Source organism: Guyparkeria sp. TX1, from assembly GCF_046523965.1.
Taxonomy (GTDB): Bacteria; Pseudomonadota; Gammaproteobacteria; order Halothiobacillales; family Halothiobacillaceae; genus Guyparkeria.
In genome coordinates this window covers 871,176-886,558 of the sequence record NZ_CP144142.1, presented here as the reverse complement: position 1 = coordinate 886,558, position 15,383 = coordinate 871,176, and the positions used below count along the sequence as shown (strand labels likewise).

The 15,383-nt window shown below is 64.2% G+C and carries 13 protein-coding genes; 4 read left to right on the top strand and 9 right to left on the bottom strand.

Features of this window, described 5'->3' with window-relative positions; genetic code table 11:
- Window positions 1–65 precede the first annotated feature (65 nt).
- Window positions 66–2,027 carry an acetate--CoA ligase gene (gene acs / locus VWP12_RS04200; RefSeq protein WP_410474744.1) on the bottom strand — a complete coding sequence of 654 codons (1,962 nt, stop codon included), beginning with the start codon at window positions 2,025–2,027 and terminating at the stop codon, window positions 66–68.
- 620 nt (window positions 2,028–2,647) lie between these two features.
- Here acs and xerD point away from each other — a divergent pair.
- The 4 genes from xerD to VWP12_RS04180 all read left to right on the top strand — a co-directional run bounded on the left by xerD (window position 2,648) and on the right by VWP12_RS04180 (window position 7,599).
- Window positions 2,648–3,553, top strand: a complete 906-nt coding sequence (xerD, locus tag VWP12_RS04195) for a site-specific tyrosine recombinase XerD (RefSeq protein WP_240031384.1) — start codon at window positions 2,648–2,650, stop codon at window positions 3,551–3,553.
- A gap of 201 nt (window positions 3,554–3,754) precedes the next feature.
- A complete protein-coding gene (locus VWP12_RS04190) occupies window positions 3,755–4,510 on the top strand; it encodes a DsbC family protein (protein ID WP_125197990.1) in 756 nt (251 codons plus the stop codon).
- 368 nt (window positions 4,511–4,878) lie between these two features.
- Window positions 4,879–6,519, top strand: a complete 1,641-nt coding sequence (locus VWP12_RS04185; RefSeq protein WP_125197991.1) for a methyl-accepting chemotaxis protein — start codon at window positions 4,879–4,881, stop codon at window positions 6,517–6,519.
- Window positions 6,520–6,684: 165 nt separating this feature from the next.
- Complete coding sequence (locus VWP12_RS04180) at window positions 6,685–7,599, top strand: NAD-dependent epimerase/dehydratase family protein (protein ID WP_410474743.1); 915 nt, start codon at window positions 6,685–6,687, stop codon at window positions 7,597–7,599.
- 11 nt (window positions 7,600–7,610) lie between these two features.
- On the opposite strand, the gene VWP12_RS04175 is transcribed toward VWP12_RS04180, so the two are convergent.
- The 8 genes from VWP12_RS04175 to VWP12_RS04140 all read right to left on the bottom strand — a co-directional run bounded on the left by VWP12_RS04175 (window position 7,611) and on the right by VWP12_RS04140 (window position 15,373).
- Window positions 7,611–8,297 (bottom strand): transposase, encoded by a 687-nt coding sequence (locus VWP12_RS04175; protein WP_410474742.1) that lies wholly within the window; start codon window positions 8,295–8,297, stop codon window positions 7,611–7,613.
- A gap of 301 nt (window positions 8,298–8,598) precedes the next feature.
- Complete coding sequence (locus tag VWP12_RS04170) at window positions 8,599–9,648, bottom strand: porin (RefSeq protein ID WP_410474741.1); 1,050 nt, start codon at window positions 9,646–9,648, stop codon at window positions 8,599–8,601.
- Window positions 9,649–9,974: 326 nt separating this feature from the next.
- Entirely contained in the window at window positions 9,975–10,955 is a 981-nt protein-coding gene (lipA, locus tag VWP12_RS04165; RefSeq protein WP_410474740.1) for a lipoyl synthase, read from the bottom strand.
- Between the two features lie 292 nt (window positions 10,956–11,247).
- On the bottom strand, window positions 11,248–11,856 hold the full coding sequence (gene lipB / locus VWP12_RS04160; protein ID WP_410474739.1) for a lipoyl(octanoyl) transferase LipB: 609 nt from the start codon (window positions 11,854–11,856) through the stop codon (window positions 11,248–11,250).
- A gap of 277 nt (window positions 11,857–12,133) precedes the next feature.
- Window positions 12,134–12,505, bottom strand: coding sequence for a YbeD family protein (locus VWP12_RS04155; protein ID WP_410474738.1), 372 nt, complete (start codon window positions 12,503–12,505; stop codon window positions 12,134–12,136).
- Window positions 12,502–13,374: an aminotransferase class IV gene (locus VWP12_RS04150; RefSeq protein WP_410474737.1), complete on the bottom strand. Its 873-nt coding sequence runs from the start codon at window positions 13,372–13,374 to the stop codon at window positions 12,502–12,504. Before VWP12_RS04150 ends, VWP12_RS04155 begins: the two co-directional genes overlap by 4 nt.
- Complete coding sequence (locus VWP12_RS04145; RefSeq protein ID WP_410474736.1) at window positions 13,374–14,546, bottom strand: D-alanyl-D-alanine carboxypeptidase family protein; 1,173 nt, start codon at window positions 14,544–14,546, stop codon at window positions 13,374–13,376. Before VWP12_RS04145 ends, VWP12_RS04150 begins: the two co-directional genes overlap by 1 nt.
- Window positions 14,543–15,373 (bottom strand): septal ring lytic transglycosylase RlpA family protein, encoded by an 831-nt coding sequence (locus tag VWP12_RS04140; protein WP_192894145.1) that lies wholly within the window; start codon window positions 15,371–15,373, stop codon window positions 14,543–14,545. The genes VWP12_RS04145 and VWP12_RS04140 overlap by 4 nt, the downstream gene beginning before the upstream one ends.
- Window positions 15,374–15,383 lie beyond the last annotated feature (10 nt).

The following is a 15,383-nucleotide window of genomic DNA, read 5'->3' as shown; positions in this document are numbered from 1 at the left end:
GCGCAAACAAAAACCCCCGCAGTCATTGGCCACGGGGGTTTTTTGGTTCCGCGGGAGCGGATAGGTCAGTCGTTGCCCAGCAGCTGCTCGAGGATGGCCGGGTTCTCCAGGGTGGAGGTATCACCTTCCGGCGGCTCGCCCTTGGCGATCCCGCGCAGCAGCCGCCGCATGATCTTGCCCGAGCGGGTCTTGGGCAGGTTGTCACCAAAGCGAATGTCGTCCGGCTTGGCGATCGGCCCGATCTGCTCGGTGACCCAATCGCGCAGGGTCTTGACCATGGCCTCGGCGGCCTCGCCTTGCGGGCGGTCGCCCTTGACCACGACGAAGGCGACGATCGACTCGCCCTTCACGTCATGCGGACGGCCCACCACGGCGGCCTCGGCCACGTCCGGGTGCGCCACCAGCGCGGACTCCACTTCCATGGTGCCCAGGCGGTGACCGGAGACGTTGATGACGTCGTCGATGCGACCCATGATCCAGATGTAGCCGTCCTGGTCACGACGCGCGGAATCCCCCGCCAGGTAGTAACCCGGCAGGTTGTCCGGGAAGTAGGTGCGCTGGAAGCGCTCGTCGTCGCCCCAGATGGTGCGCAACATCGACGGCCACGGCTTCTTGATCACCAGGTTGCCACCGCTCTCGGTCGGCACCTTCTTGCCGTGATCGTCGACCACGTCGGCGATGATGCCCGGCAGCGGCAGGGTGCAGGAGCCCGGCACCAGGTCGATCGCGCCCGGAATCGGCGCGATGGCGTGGGCGCCGGTCTCGGTCTGCCACCAGGTGTCGGTGATCGGGCAACGACCGCCGCCGATGACCTGGTGGTACCAGACCCAGGCCTCGGGGTTGATCGGCTCGCCGACCGTACCCAGCAGGCGCAGGCTCGAGAGGTCGTACTTGTTCGGCACCTCGTCGCCAAGCTTCATCAGCGCGCGGATGGCGGTCGGCGCGGTGTAGAACACGCTCACCTTGTGACGCTCGACCATGTCCCAGAAGCGGCCACCGTCCGGGTAGGTCGGCACGCCCTCGAAGACCACCTGGGTCACGCCCAGCGCCAGCGGGCCGTAGGTGACGTAGGTGTGGCCGGTGATCCAGCCGACGTCTGCCGTGCACCAGTAGACGTCGTCATCGTTGAGATCGAAGACCCAGGAACAGGTCATCGCCGCGTTGACGAGATAACCGCCCGAGGAATGCACGATGCCCTTGGGCTTGCCGGTCGAACCGGAGGTGTAGAGGATGAACAGCGGGTGCTCGGCCTCGACCATGACCGGCTCGCACTCGGCCGGCTGGCCGTCGATGGCCTCGGCCCAGGTCAGCTCCTTCGCGCTGGAGGTGCCGGTGGCCACGCCACCGATGTGCTCGAGCATGATGACGGTCTCGACCGACGGACAGCCGTGCGCGAGGGCCTTGTCCACCTGGCCCTTGAGGGTGACCTTCTTGCCGCCGCGCATGTTGCCGTCGGCGGTGATCACCAGCTTGGCCTCGGTGTCGTTGATCCGATCGCGCAGGGCCTCGGCGGAGAAGCCGCCGAAGACCACCGAGTGGATTGCGCCGATCCGGGCGCAAGCCAACATGGCCACGGTCGCGTCGGGGATCATCGGCAGGTAAATGACGACACGATCGCCCTTCTCGATGCCCTGCGCCTTGAGCGCGTTGGCGAACTGCGCGACGCGGTCGTGCAATTCCTGGTAGGAGATGTGGGTGACGGTGCCGTCGTCCGACTCGCCGATGATGGCGGTCTTGTCGGCCTTGGCCGGCAGATGGCGGTCGATGCAGTTGACCGAGACGTTGAGTTTGCCGTCGGCAAACCACTTGAAGAACGGCGCGTTCGAGTCGTCCAGCGTCTGGGTGAATGGCGTATCCCAGGTGACGAACTCGCGCGCTAATCGCGCCCAGAAGCCCTCGAAATCACGCTCGGCCTCGGCGACCAGCGCATCGAAGGCCGCTCGCGACCCGATTCTCGCGCGGTCCGAAAATTCCGGCGCCGGCGAGAAGACACGGTTCTCGCTCAGAATGGACTCGAGGTTATCCATAAAGACTCCATCGGTAATCGTGAATCGGTTTTGTCGCGCCTGTTGAAACAGGCGCTGCCCCGGCTTGATCTCGGGGCAATCGCACCGCGCAAGATTAGCAAAATTCGCCGCGAGGCTGGGAAACACCTTGGGAACCCGCGCCCGACTTAGCAACAACACCCCGAACAGAACCACAGAAACCGTCGCTAACCGGTTGCTGGAAAAGGGATTGCCCCAAGCGGATTTCACTTATGCACAGAAGCTGTGGACAACCTAGTGGAAAACACGCCAACAACCACGTCGGACAAAGCCCGATCAGGCAGTTGCACGGATTGCGCATTTTTTGGCCAGCACAATCGACTCACCGCATGTAAATTCATAACATGTTGTTATGTATAAGACTTAAGATTTAAAATCGCCGCTGACCGGCTATCGGCCCCGCAGGGCTTGGCACCCTCGCGCCGGCTGTGGTAAGTCGGCACAAAAGGCGGCCTGATTGTGGATAAAAGAGTGGACAACCGGTCTGAAAAGGTGGGGAATCCTCGCCGATCCATTGCCAGATCAAGCGTTTCGCTGCCATGGTTCCGATCCGACACGTCATACTGTCTGCCGACGAACACGATCCACCGAGGGCTCGCCTGATGCGGGACGACGAATTGATCACGGCCTTCATCGAGGCCCTTTGGCTGGAGGAAAACCTGGCCGATAACAGTCGTGCGGCCTATCGACGCGACCTGGAGCTGACCGCGCGCCGCCTGTCGGGTACCGCCGCCCTGGACGAAAGCCATGCTCTCGCCGATGCCGACGGCAATGCCCTGAACCGCCTGCTCGGCGAGCGACTGGCCGAGGGAGCGGCCCCGCGCTCCGTGGGCCGCATGCGTTCCGCGCTGCGCCGGTTCTATGCCTGGGCCAATCGCGAAGGCCTGATCCAGCCCAACCCGGCCACCGACCTGCCGGCACCGCGCCGTCCGCGCGCCCTGCCGACCGATCTGAGCGAGGCCGACGTCGAGGGCCTGCTGAATGCCCCCGACACCGGCTCTCCGCTGGGCCTGCGCGACCGCGCGATGCTCGAAACGCTCTACGCCACCGGGCTGCGGGTTTCCGAATTGGTCAACCTGACCCTCAACGAGATCCACCTCGCCCACGGCCTGGCACGCATCACGGGCAAGGGGGGACGCGAACGCCTGGTGCCGATCGGCGACGAGGCGATCGACTGGCTGCGCCGCTACCTCGACGAAGGCCGCCCGGCCATGCTGGGCGAGCGACAGACCGCCGCGGTATTCGTCACCAGCCGGGCCGCTCCCCTGACCCGTCAGGCGTTCTGGTATCGGCTCAAGCATCACGCCCGCCACGCAGGGCTGGCGCGCCTACCCTCGCCCCATACCCTGCGACATGCCTTCGCCACGCACCTGCTCAACCACGGGGCGGATCTGCGCGCCCTGCAGATGCTGCTCGGTCACGCCGATCTGTCGACCACCCAGATCTACACCCACGTCGCCACCGCTCGCCTGCAGGCCCTGCACGCCGAGCACCACCCGCGCGGCTGAGGCCGCCCCGCGGGCACCCCCCCAGGCATCTCCAAGGGCAACGTTCCGTCAAATCCGCTTGTGCAGGACGCGCCAGGAAAGGTTGGAATTCGCCGGACGACCCACAGATGACACAATGGAACCCCGACGGCGCTCGGTACTCCAACCGAGCCGCCGGTCAAATATCCGGACATAGCCATACAAACCCAGGTTGACTACACGATGCGAAACACACGCTTTCCGCTTGCCTCCCGCCGCGGACTGACCGCCCTGCCGCTGGCCTTCGCCCTAGCCCTGCCGACCACCGCGGTCCTCGCGGATGACAAGGACTCGATTACCGCCAGCATTCAAGAGCACATGCCGGGCGTGCCGATCGACTCGATCGAGGAGACGCCCGCCAAGGGCATCTACGAGCTGACCTCCAACGGGCAGATCGCCTACGTCACGGCCGACGGCAAGTACCTGATCGCCGGTGACCTGATCGACGTCGAGAGCCGACAGAACCTGACCCAGGGCAAGCAGGATTCCCAGCGCCTGACGACCCTTGAGGACATCTCCGATGAGCGCAAGCTGGTCTACCCGGCCGAAGGCGAGACCAAGCACTCGATCACCATTCTGACCGACCCCACCTGCCCATTCTGCGACAAGCTCCACAAGGAACTGCCGAAACTGCGTGAGGCCGGTGTCGAGGTGACCTACATCCTCACGCCGCGGCAAGGGCCGGGCTCGAAAGGCTTCGAGCTCTCCTCGAAGGTAGCGTGTGCGGATGACCCGAAAGAGGCGCTCGATCGCGCCATGAAGGGCGACTCGGTTGATGCCGAGGCATGCCACAACGACATGATCAAAGAGAACATGGCCCTCTCCAACCGTCTCGGCATGAGCGGCACCCCGTACACCATCCTGCCCAACGGCGCGGCCATGCCTGGCTATCGTCCGGCAAACGTCATGCTGCAGGCAATCGAGCAAAGCGGCGGCTAATCAATCGCCCCGTTCGACGACGGCAAGCCCCGCGCCACTCGGCGTGGGGCTTTTTGTTTCGGACGTCAACGAATCCGCGAGCGTACGTCAAACCATTGACCCTCAGCCTGCGCTGGCGACGTCGCTTTCGAAAGAAACCGCATCAGATCAGCGCTTCCCCCTTCGGCACGATTCTGGCTAGCACTGCAGCCACTCACCGCGACGCGGACGAAAAGTCACGCGCGTCGCTAAAGTCGGGCGCCGGTCGACCGATAGAACCAATAAGACGAGCGAGAGCCCCCTCACCGACGCGCCACTCATAGAACGGCGCGCTGTTGCCAGAGTGACCACAGGGCGACTCGAGCCACTACAGGAGCATTGCCACCACCATGACGATCAAGGCCAAACTCATCCTCCTCGTGGTCCTTGCCGGCGCGGCCACCGTCGGCACCAGCCTTTTCGGCATTTATGCCGAGCTCAAGGGCCATGAACTCGCCGAGAAGAACCACGAGTTGCGCATCATGCCGATCGACCATGTCGGCACGTCAGTGCAATTGCTCAACCAGATGACCACCCAGTCGCTGCTGGCGCTGCAACACGACCCGCAGGGGCGCACTGCCGCCATGCACGCCCACGGCATCGACCAGCACATGGATATCATCCGCGACAACCTCGCCGCGCTGGAAGACGTCAACGCCAAGATCGCCGCCATCAAGCATCGCCAGACCGAATCCAACGAGGCTCAGCAGGCACTGTTCGCCACGCAGGAAGAACTGGTCAACGTCGCCTTCGTGCCGTTGATCGAAAAGCTCGAGGAAGGCAACTTCGTCGGCGCCCAGGCCCTGCTCATCCTCACGCTCACCGAGGTGCTGCCGAGTTTCGAGCAGGCAGCGAGCCATTACGAGGGCATCCTGCGCGGCAACATGGAGGAAGAGCTTGAGCGCACCAGCGAGCGGGTCGAGCAGGACGTGTTGATCTCGATCGGCATCACGCTGCTCAACGTGCTGATCATCATCGCCATCGCCGCCTGGATCATCCATGGGGTGACCCGTGGCCTGAAGGCGGCCGATCGCTTTGCCACCAACTTCGCCGAGGGCAACCTCAACGAGCCGGTGACGCTTGACAGCCGTGACGAGATTGCCGAGATCATCACGCACATGAACACCGCGCGCGAATCCCTGCGCGACACCCTCAAGCGCATCGGCGAAGCCTCCGAGCAACTCGCGTCGGCCGCCGAAGAGACCTCGGCGGTCTCCGAGCAGACCGATCGCGGCGTGGCCCGCCAGATGCAGGAGATCGAGCAGGTTGCCGCGGCCATGAACGAGATGACCGCCACCGTTGAGGACGTCGCCCGCAATGCATCGGACGCCTCCAGCAGCGCCCAGGCGGCCAACGACTCGGCCAAGCACGGCCAGACCATCCTCGGCAATGCCGTGAACGCGGTCGGCATCCTCTCCGACGAGATCCGCCAGTCCTCGGACACCATCGATTCGCTCAAGGCGGAATCCGAGGAGATCGGCAAGGTGCTCGACGTGATCGGCGCGATCGCCGACCAGACCAACCTGCTGGCCCTGAATGCTGCGATCGAGGCGGCCCGCGCCGGCGAGCATGGCCGAGGCTTCGCGGTGGTCGCCGAGGAAGTCCGCGCGCTGGCCTCACGCACCCAGGGCTCCACCGAGGAAATCCACGGCATGATCGACCGGCTGCAATCACGCTCGAATGCCGCCGTGGCCGCAATGCAGCGCGCCCACAACCAGGTCGATCACAGCACCCAGGCCATGTCGGAAACCGAGGCGGCCCTGGGCGAAATCGCCAACGGTGTAAACGGCATCAACGACCTGAACTTCCAGATCGCCAGTGCCGCCGAACAGCAGAGCGCCGTGGCCGAAGAGGTCAACCGCAACGTACAGACCATTGCGCAGATCAGCGAGGAATCGGCACAGGGAGCCACCCAGACCAAGACGGCCTCGGCCGAACTCGCCCGCCTCGCCGAAGAACTGCAGGCGCGGCTGGCCGGCTTCAAGCTGTAAGCACCGCCAACGCTAGACCCGAAACGCAGAGACCCGCCTCATGGCGGGTCTTTTCATGACGGTCTCGATTCACTGGCGTGCCACTCAATCCGTGAAGCGCGCGTGCAGGCGCGTGGAGCAACGGCTAGGCTTAACGCCCTCGCCACAACCTCGACGACCCACCGCATGCAATCCGACCCTCAACCCAATCGCCACCCCATTGTCCTGATCGGCTACGGCGATATCGCCCAACGGCTCGCCAACCGACTGACGGATCACGATCTCGTCGCCATTGCGCGGCACCAGATCGAGCCACCCGAACGACCCCGGGGGCACCGCGGCCATTGGCGCGCCTTTCCGATCGACCTGGACGACGTGACCGTCATCCCGCCCGAGGCCGCGCCTAAAAACGCGATATGGGTCTACCTCGCCCCGCCACCCCGCGAGGGACAGAGCGACCCGCGCCTCGCGCGCTGGCTGACCGGGGCCACGCATCCGCCCGCGGGCCTTGTGTATATCAGCACCACCGGCGTCTACGGCGACCATGGCGGAAATTGGGTGAACGAGGCGACATCCCCCGCACCGGCCCATGACCGGGGTCGGCGGCGGCTGGATGCCGAGGCCCAGTGCCAGCGGTACGCGCAGGCTCACCAGATCCCCGCCTGCACGCTGCGCGTGACCGGCATCTACGCCTGCGATCGCCTGCCCGTGGAGAAGGTGCGCCGGGGCACACCCGTGCCCGCCGGCACTGAGGCGCCCTGGTCCAACCGCATCCACGCCGATGACCTGTCCGATATCCTGCGGCTCCTGATCGACCGCAGCGAGAGGGGTCACCCCGTCGCCGGCACCTTCAATATCTCCGACAACCACCCCACCCCGGTCAACGTCACCTATCGCCAGATCGCGGCGCACTTCGGCCTGCCACAACCGCCGGAGGCCTCGTTGGCGAGCATCCTCGAGCAGGCGAGCCCCATGGCCCGCGAATTCCTGAGCGAATCCCGCCGCGTCGATGCCAGCGCCATTCAGCGCGCGCTCGAGTGGCAACCCCGCTACCCCACGCTGGCCGCGGCGCTGGCGGATTGCCCGCGCGATCTTTCCTAAAGGGGTCAGAACTATTTTCTGACAGGACGGCCCGGCGGCCGGGGAGACACGTCCCGCCCGAACTTCTGTGCCAGCCGACACTGGAAATCCTCGGTGCCAGCGACGGCTGACTGCTCAGTCGCCCGACGGAGCAGGTTCAAGTCGCCGCCGGGAATGGCAGCGGAGAACAATTCACGATATCTCTCTTGCCGCCTCTCCGGCGTTGGCGCCAGGCTCAGGTAACGGTCGTGCGGCACAATCAGATCATCAAAGTCGCCAAGGGCGTTGCTGGCGTAGCTTGACCATGGGTATTCGCCGGGTGCCACCACCATGTGTGCGCGTACCGGGTTGAGCTCGATATAGCGATAACACGTCAACAGATACCGCTCCGATCCCACCAACCCCGCCCTGAATCTGCCTTCCCACAACGTCCCGCTCCGGCGGTACTTGCGATTGATCCTCAGCACATACTGACGTCCCACGGACTGCATGGTTCGGGATAACGCCTCCACCGAATCCGGCGTGACCAGCAGATGAACGTGGTTGGTCATCAAAACGTAGGCATGAACCGACACACCGAACTCCTCGCCCGCCAGACGAAGGCACTCGAGGTAGAGCTGGAAATCGGACTCATCGAAGAAGGTCTGCTGCCGATTGTTACCGCGCTGAACCACATGCTGTGGCACACCGGGCACGAACAGCCGGGGCTTTCTGGGCATGACGACGTCCTTGTCGTTGCATGAATAAATCGATTGGTCGCTAAAGACTAGCGAACCAGGATGCGGGGAAACAAATCAGAAAAGGGTTCTGACCCCTTTTCCGCCATCGGCACGTAAGACACGTGCATGGTCGCCAACGGACCCAGACCGGAAAAGCCGAACACTCCTGGGGCAAACCACGATAACTGGAGCCAAGCATGCCCCGTTACTCGTGCTTGTTTCGTTGCCACCGAACACGGCGACAGCAACGAAAAAAGGCGCCCGAAGGCGCCTTTGTCGTTCCGATCAATCTCAGGATTGATTAGAACTTGTGGACGAGGCCCACGGAGAAGGCGTTGCTGTCAGTGCCATCAGCCTCGAGGACCGGCTGTTCACCGTGACCAGTGCCCTTCGCCAGGACGTAGTTGCCACTGGAATCGGCATCCATGGAGCCGTATGCAGCGTAGACGCTAGTCTGCTTGCTCAGCTTGTAGTCGTAACCAACGGCCCACAGCTCAGCGCCAGTGTCTTCGTTACCGGCACCGGAGAGGTCGTCAGCCATGTAGTACTGAGCCTTGACGGTGCTCTTGCCGAAGCTGTAGGCAGCGCCCAGGCCCCAAGCGTCGTAGTCGTTACCGTCAAAGCCGATGTCGGCGTTCTGGTACAGACCAACAACCTTGAAACCGCCGATCTTGTAGCCAGCACCTACGCGGTAGGCTTCTTGATCGCTAGTATCAGTGTTGTGCTGCTCCCACGCGCCGTCGATGGAGAAGCCAGCGATTTCGTAACCAGCACTGACACTCCATGCGTCGAACTCGTTGTTGCCGGTGTAGTCGCCGTCAGCGTCTTTTTCCCAATCGGAGACGTAGGCGGCCATCGCGCTGAAGCCACCGAGGTCCGGAGTCGCGTAGGCAACGGTGTTGTCGGTACGCATATCCCAGTCGTTACCAAACGCCTTGCCGCGGAGGATGGCACGGGAATCGCCGACGGTGTCGCCGAACAGGTCGTACTTACGGCTGACGCCCTTCATCGGGGTGTCATGGCGGCCTGCGATGAGGGTACCCCAGCTGTCGCCGGTAAAGCCAACGAAGGTGTTACGCGGGCCGTAGCCAACGCCGTCGCCGGTGTCACCGAAATCGAGAGTGGTTTCCCACTGGTAGATCAGCGACAGGTTGTCGGAAATGTCTTCCTTGCCCTTGACGCCCAAGCGAGAAGAGTTGGAGGACAGGCTGTAGTCCTGGTTGTCAGCGGTGTCGCCACCCATGAGGTCGTAAGACGAGTGGATCTTGCCATACAGGGTGGTGTCGGCCATGGCGGCTGCCGGAGCGGCAACTGCAGCAGCGACTGCCATTGCAATGATGTTCTTTTTCATCGGTTCCATCTCCAATGTGGTTGTGAGATTTCCAAATTTCCCCGGCATGAAGCGGTGCGTTTGGCCAGGTACGCCGCCAATACTAGTCAGATGCGCTGCACTGACAACCCCTTGGGGGCCGGTTTGCAACAAACCGGGGCTTTTTTGTTGCATGGGTGCAACAAGGCGCCTTGCGGCGCGGGAGGGGAGAGATCAGCGTTCAGAGGTCAAAGGGCGAGCTGGAAGCTGACAGTTTGTAGGCCTGAGCGCGCACCCGCCGGGCTTTGATCTCTCCCTTCTTGTTTGGGTATCGCGGCTAAAGCCGCTCCTACGCCCTTTTCCAGCTGTCAGTTTCCCGCTTTCTTCAACACATCGAACCCGCCCTGGTCCGCGTGGTACGACGAGCGCACCATCGGACCGGCGGCGACGTGGGTGAAGCCCAGTGCCTCGGCCTGGCGGCCGAGCTCGGCGAAGTGCTCAGGGGAGACGAAGCGCTTGACCGGCAAATGATGGACGGACGGCTGCAGGTACTGCCCGAGGGTGAGCATGTCGACGCCGTGGTCGCGCATGTCCTGCAGTTCACTCAGCAACTGCTCGTCGGTCTCGCCCAAGCCGAGCATCAGGCCGGATTTGGTCGGCACGTCGGGGCAGCGGCGCTTCATCTCGGCCAGCAGGTCGAGCGAGCCCTGGTAGCTCGCGCCCGGTCGGGCGGCGCGGTAGAGCTCAGGCACGGTCTCGAGATTGTGGTTGAACACGTCCGGCGGCTCGGCGGCCAGAATGTCGATGGCCTTTTCCACCCGGCCACGGAAATCGGGGGTGAGGATCTCGACGATCAGATCGGGGTTGGCATCGCGCAGGGCACGGATGACGTCGGCGAAGTGTTGCGCGCCGCCGTCACGCAGGTCGTCGCGGTCGACCGAAGTGATCACCACATACTTCAGCCCCATGGCGCGGACGGTCTCGGCCAGACGAGTGGGCTCCTCGGGATCGACCGGGCGCGGCTTGCCGTGGGCGACGTCGCAGAACGGGCAGCGCCGGGTGCAGATATCGCCGAGGATCATGAAGGTGGCCGTGCCGTTGTCGAAGCATTCGCCCAGATTGGGGCAGTTGGCTTCCTCGCAGACGGTGTTGAGCCCCTGCTCGCGCACGACGCGCTTGAGGCGCTGGACCTCCGCCCCGCCCTGCGGGCGGGCGCGAATCCAGCTGGGTTTGCGCATCGGGGCCGATGGCTCGATCTTGACCGGGATACGCGAGACCTTGTCGGAGGAGCGCATCGCGCGCGTCGGGCCGTCGGGGCGGGCGGTGACGTTGTCCGGGGATTGGCTCATGTAATGCGTTTACCTTGATGAACGAGGTCGGGGCGAAGCCTCGGTGCTAGTTCGTAGTTCGGTGGTCGGCACGGCGGCCTGCGCACGTGGACCTGGGTTGATTGCCGGAAGTTTGTTGCGCTGGGTTCCCGCTTTCGCGGGAACGACGCCAGTACTTTTCCCACGCGGCCTACAATTGCCGTCATTCCCGCGCAAGCGGGAATCCAGCTCCCAGCCCACTCGAGACCACGCCCACCGGCCACCACATAACGCTTCAAAGAGGCGCCGCGAGGATTCGCGCCTGAAGGCGCTCCTAAGATGCAAGCACCGCGGTGAGCTCGCGCGCAATACTCGGCAGCGACGGCGTGTCGCCGAGCAGCCGCCTGGCGTCGGTGACGGCCAACCCCTCGTAGCCACAGGGATTGATCCGGGCAAACGGCGTCAGGTCCATGTCGATATTGAACGACAGGCCATGATAACAGCGCCCCTGGCGGATTTTCAGACCCAGGGCGGCGATCTTGGCGCCGTCGACATAGACACCAGGGGCATCCGGACGACGCTCCGCTGCGACACCCCGCTCGCCCATCCAGTCGATGACCGCCTGTTCAAGGCGATTCACCCAGTCGCGAGGACCCAGGCCCGCGCGCTTGAGGTCGACCAGGGTGTAGAGCATCAACTGACCGGGGCCGTGGTAGGTCACCTGGCCACCACGGTCGGTCGGAATCACCGGGATGTGTCCGGGGTTCAGCAGGTGCTCCGGCCGACCGGCCAGCCCCTGGGTAAACACGGGCGGATGCGTCAACGCCCAGTAGGCATCAGGGGTCTCGCTGGTGCGTCGCGCCGTGTAGCGCCGCATGGCCGCCCAAGTGGCGCGGTAGTCGCGGCGCTCACCGAGCCAGTGGAAATTGTCATGTTGCGGCATGGAGTTGCACTGGGTGGAAGCTCAACGAGCGGACGCACTGGATTCCCGCTTTCGCGGGAATGACGAGACTAATCAGTGCGACTGGGGCATAGAGCGAACGAAGGATGCCGGAGAGATCAGACATTCAGGATACGGTGGAAGCGGGCCCTGTTCGCGCAAACCGGCTTGGCGGCTGTCTTGATCGCTGCATGGCAGAGAACCACCCGGGGCTCGCGCCCTTACGTCGCGATTCGCGGCTAAAGCCGCTCCTACGCCGTCTTCCACCTGTCAGCTTTGTTCACAAACACATCTTCACGTCCGGGTGCGCGGTGATCGCGCGGTAGACGTCGTCGATCTGCTGCCGGGAGGTGGCGGTAAAGGTGACGGTCAGACCAACGAAATTGCCCTTACCGCTGGCCCGCTCTTTCCAGGCCGATTCCGGCAGGCCGGGGACGACGCCATCGACGGCCTGCTTGATGTCTTTGATGAAGGCGTCGGTGGCCGGCCCCATGATCTTGATCGGAAACTCGCTGGGAAAGTCGATCAGGGTCCCGCGCTCGAGCGCCGCCTCGTCCTCGGCCGAGGTGGGCTTGGCGTTGGGGTCGCAGGAGGTCAACTGCCCATCGAGTTGCCCATTGCCTTTCCCGTTCGGGGAAGAATCGTCGATCATCGCGAGCTCCGTTGCGGATGTTTGAGTGCCTGAAAGTGATGATCGAGCTGCCGGGTGACCGGACCGGCTCGGCCAGCGTGCGCGCCCGACCCGACCGGCCGACCGTCGATCTCGACCACCGGCCAGAGGTCCTTGGTCGAGCTGGTGAGAAACACCTCGTCGGCATCGCGCAGGGCGCTGATGGTAATAAACGACTCATCGACCTCGATCAGCTGCTCGTCGCGAACCAGGTCGAGCAGCAACCCGCGGGTGATGCCGGCGAGGATGCGCGCCCCCGTAGGCGCGGTCACCAGCCGACCACCAATCACGGCAAACAGGTTGGTGGCCGCCCCCTCCATGACCAGCCCATCGCGCACCAGCAACGCCTCGTCACAGTTCTGTTCGAGGGCCTGTTGGCGAGCCATGGTGTTGGGCAGGAGGTTGATGCTCTTGATGTCGCAGCGCGCCCAGCGCGCATCGGGCAGCGTGATCACGCGCGCGCCACCGGCAATCGACCCGATCGGCGAAACGGTGGCCATCACGCCCGCGGGCACGTCATCCCGCGGCCAGGCGTGGTCGCGCTTTGCCGGCGCGCCACGGGTGACCTGCAGGTAGACGGCCGCGTCGGGGGCGTCGATCCCGGCAAGCAATCGGTCGAAGATCGCCTGCCATTCATCTCGCCCCAGCGGCTCGGGGATCCCAATTGCCTCAAGGCTGCGCGACAGGCGGGCCATGTGTTCGTCCACCCCGAACAGCCGACCGGCGAAGGCGGGAATCACCTCGTAGACGCCGTCACCGAACAGGTAGCCTCGATCAAACACCGACACCTGCGCCGTCTCGGTATCGCACCACTCGCCGTTGAGATAAACCGGCCGCGGCTGCTGCGACATCAATCGTCCCACCACAGCCAGAAACTGTCGGTGGCCTGCTTGACCAGACCGCCTTCGGGGTTGTCCGACAGGGCAACCACCGGACGCTCGGCGATGGACTGCTCGCCGAGGCGCACCACCAGCGACCCAACGGCATCGCCCTCGTTCAGCGGGGCGATCAGCTCGCCATCGAGCTTGAGGCTGACGGACAGCTCGTCGCGTTGTTTCTTCGGCACCAGCACGGAAAGATCCTGGCGCAGACCCACCGGGGTCTCGTCCGTCTCGCCTTTGTAGACTCGCGGACTGGCCAACGTCTCGCCGCCCGAGCGCACGTCGACGGTCTCGAAGTGCCTAAAGCCGTAGTTGAGCAACGCCTCGGCCTGGTTGTTGCGCGCCTCGTCACTGTCGGTACCCAGCACGACCGCGATCAAGCGCATGCCCTCGCGCGCACCGGACGTGGCCAGGCAATACCCCGCCTCCTCGGTGTGACCGGTCTTGCCGCCATCGACCCATTCGTTGCGGAACAGCAGCTTCTCGCGGTTGTACTGCTTGATGCCGTTGTAGGTGTAGGACTTCTGGCGGAAGACCTTGTAGAGATCCGGGTACTCGTGGATCAGCTGCGAGAGCAAGGTCGCGATGTCGCGCGCGGACATCAAATGACCCTCGGCCGGCCAGCCGGTGGGGTTCTCGAAGTGCGTCTCGGTCATGCCAAGACGCTCGGCGGTGGCATTCATCTGCGCGACGAACGATTCCTCGTTACCGCCGATGTGCTCGGCCAGGGCCGTGGCGGCGTCATTGCCCGACTGCACGATCATGCCCTGCAGCAGCTCCTCGACGGACGCCTGCTTGCCCACCTCGATGAACATGCGCGAACCGCCCATCCGCCAGGCCTTTTCGCTGATGGTCACCTGGTCGTCCATCGCGACATCGCCGCTCTTGATCGCTTCGAAAGCGAGGTAGGCGGTCATCAGCTTGGTGATGCTCGCCGGCGGCACCGGCCGGTCGGCATCGCGATCGATGATCACCTGTTCGGTGCCGTAGTCCAGCAACACGTAGGAACGGGCCGACAGGTCGGGCGCCCCCGGCGTGGGTAGGGCGGCATGAGTCGCCGTCGCCAGCAGGGAAAGCAGGGTCGTCGCCAGCAGGCCGGCAAGCCAGCCACGTCGCCATGTCGCGGACAAGGCATTGATCATTTGTTAACCACCATCGTTGTTTCTTGAAAGCCGAGCTCATGTAGCCGCTCGCGCACCGAATCGAACTCGTCGGCCGAGGCCAGCGGCCCGACCTGCACCCGGGTCCAGCCGCCATCCGACTGACTCACCGTGGACAGGCCAGCACGGCGCAACCGCGCACCGATCTCCTCGGCGTTGTCCGCGTCGCGGAACGCGCCAATCTGGACGAAGACGTTCTCGCCCCAGCGGGCATTGGGCATCGAGCGAGGTCCGAGGTTCCGTGATCTGCCCGGGTTCCGGGCCGACGAGGAGTTCCGGGCGGCGGTACGCGTGTCCTCCGACCCGACCACCTCGATCTCGACCGGCACGGTGCCCTTGCCGGTCATCTCGATCTTGTGCGCCGCGGCATACGACAGGTCGATGATACGGCCGTCGACGAACGGGCCGCGATCGTTGACCCGCACCACCACGCTCTTGCCATTGTCGAGATTGGTCACACGAACGTAGGTCGGCAGCCGCAGTGACTTGTGCGCCGCGGTCATCTTGTACATGTCATAGGGCTCGCCCGACGAGGTCGGTCGCCCGTGGAATTTCTTTCCGTACCACGACGCCAGCCCGCGCTCACGAAATCCGGAGTTACTCGCCAGGACCGTGTAGCGCTTGCCCAGTACGCTGTAGTCGTCGGGGTTGCCGCGGGTCGAATAAGGCTCGTCGCGTGGCACCGCATCGCGGGTAGCCGCGCGGTCCGCCGAGGGCCCGCTGGCGCAGCCGGCCAGCAGCAGGGCGAACAACAGCACGGCAATCGCCGACCAGGAAAATCCTGTCATCGAGAATTGCTGACCCGACATACGCGCTACC

Bases quoted from the DNA above. Each gene is read 5' to 3' on its own strand.
- acs (WP_410474744.1), bottom strand. From the start codon at position 2,027: ATGGATAACCTCGAGTCCATTCTGAGCGAGAACCGTGTCTTCTCGCCG.
- xerD (WP_240031384.1), top strand. From the start codon at position 2,648: ATGCGGGACGACGAATTGATCACGGCCTTCATCGAGGCCCTTTGGCTG.
- VWP12_RS04190 (WP_125197990.1), top strand. From the start codon at position 3,755: ATGCGAAACACACGCTTTCCGCTTGCCTCCCGCCGCGGACTGACCGCC.
- VWP12_RS04185 (WP_125197991.1), top strand. From the start codon at position 4,879: ATGACGATCAAGGCCAAACTCATCCTCCTCGTGGTCCTTGCCGGCGCG.
- VWP12_RS04180 (WP_410474743.1), top strand. From the start codon at position 6,685: ATGCAATCCGACCCTCAACCCAATCGCCACCCCATTGTCCTGATCGGC.
- VWP12_RS04175 (WP_410474742.1), bottom strand. From the start codon at position 8,297: ATGCCCAGAAAGCCCCGGCTGTTCGTGCCCGGTGTGCCACAGCATGTG.
- VWP12_RS04170 (WP_410474741.1), bottom strand. From the start codon at position 9,648: ATGAAAAAGAACATCATTGCAATGGCAGTCGCTGCTGCAGTTGCCGCT.
- lipA (WP_410474740.1), bottom strand. From the start codon at position 10,955: ATGAGCCAATCCCCGGACAACGTCACCGCCCGCCCCGACGGCCCGACG.
- lipB (WP_410474739.1), bottom strand. From the start codon at position 11,856: ATGCCGCAACATGACAATTTCCACTGGCTCGGTGAGCGCCGCGACTAC.
- VWP12_RS04155 (WP_410474738.1), bottom strand. From the start codon at position 12,505: ATGATCGACGATTCTTCCCCGAACGGGAAAGGCAATGGGCAACTCGAT.
- VWP12_RS04150 (WP_410474737.1), bottom strand. From the start codon at position 13,374: ATGTCGCAGCAGCCGCGGCCGGTTTATCTCAACGGCGAGTGGTGCGAT.
- VWP12_RS04145 (WP_410474736.1), bottom strand. From the start codon at position 14,546: ATGATCAATGCCTTGTCCGCGACATGGCGACGTGGCTGGCTTGCCGGC.
- VWP12_RS04140 (WP_192894145.1), bottom strand. From the start codon at position 15,373: ATGTCGGGTCAGCAATTCTCGATGACAGGATTTTCCTGGTCGGCGATT.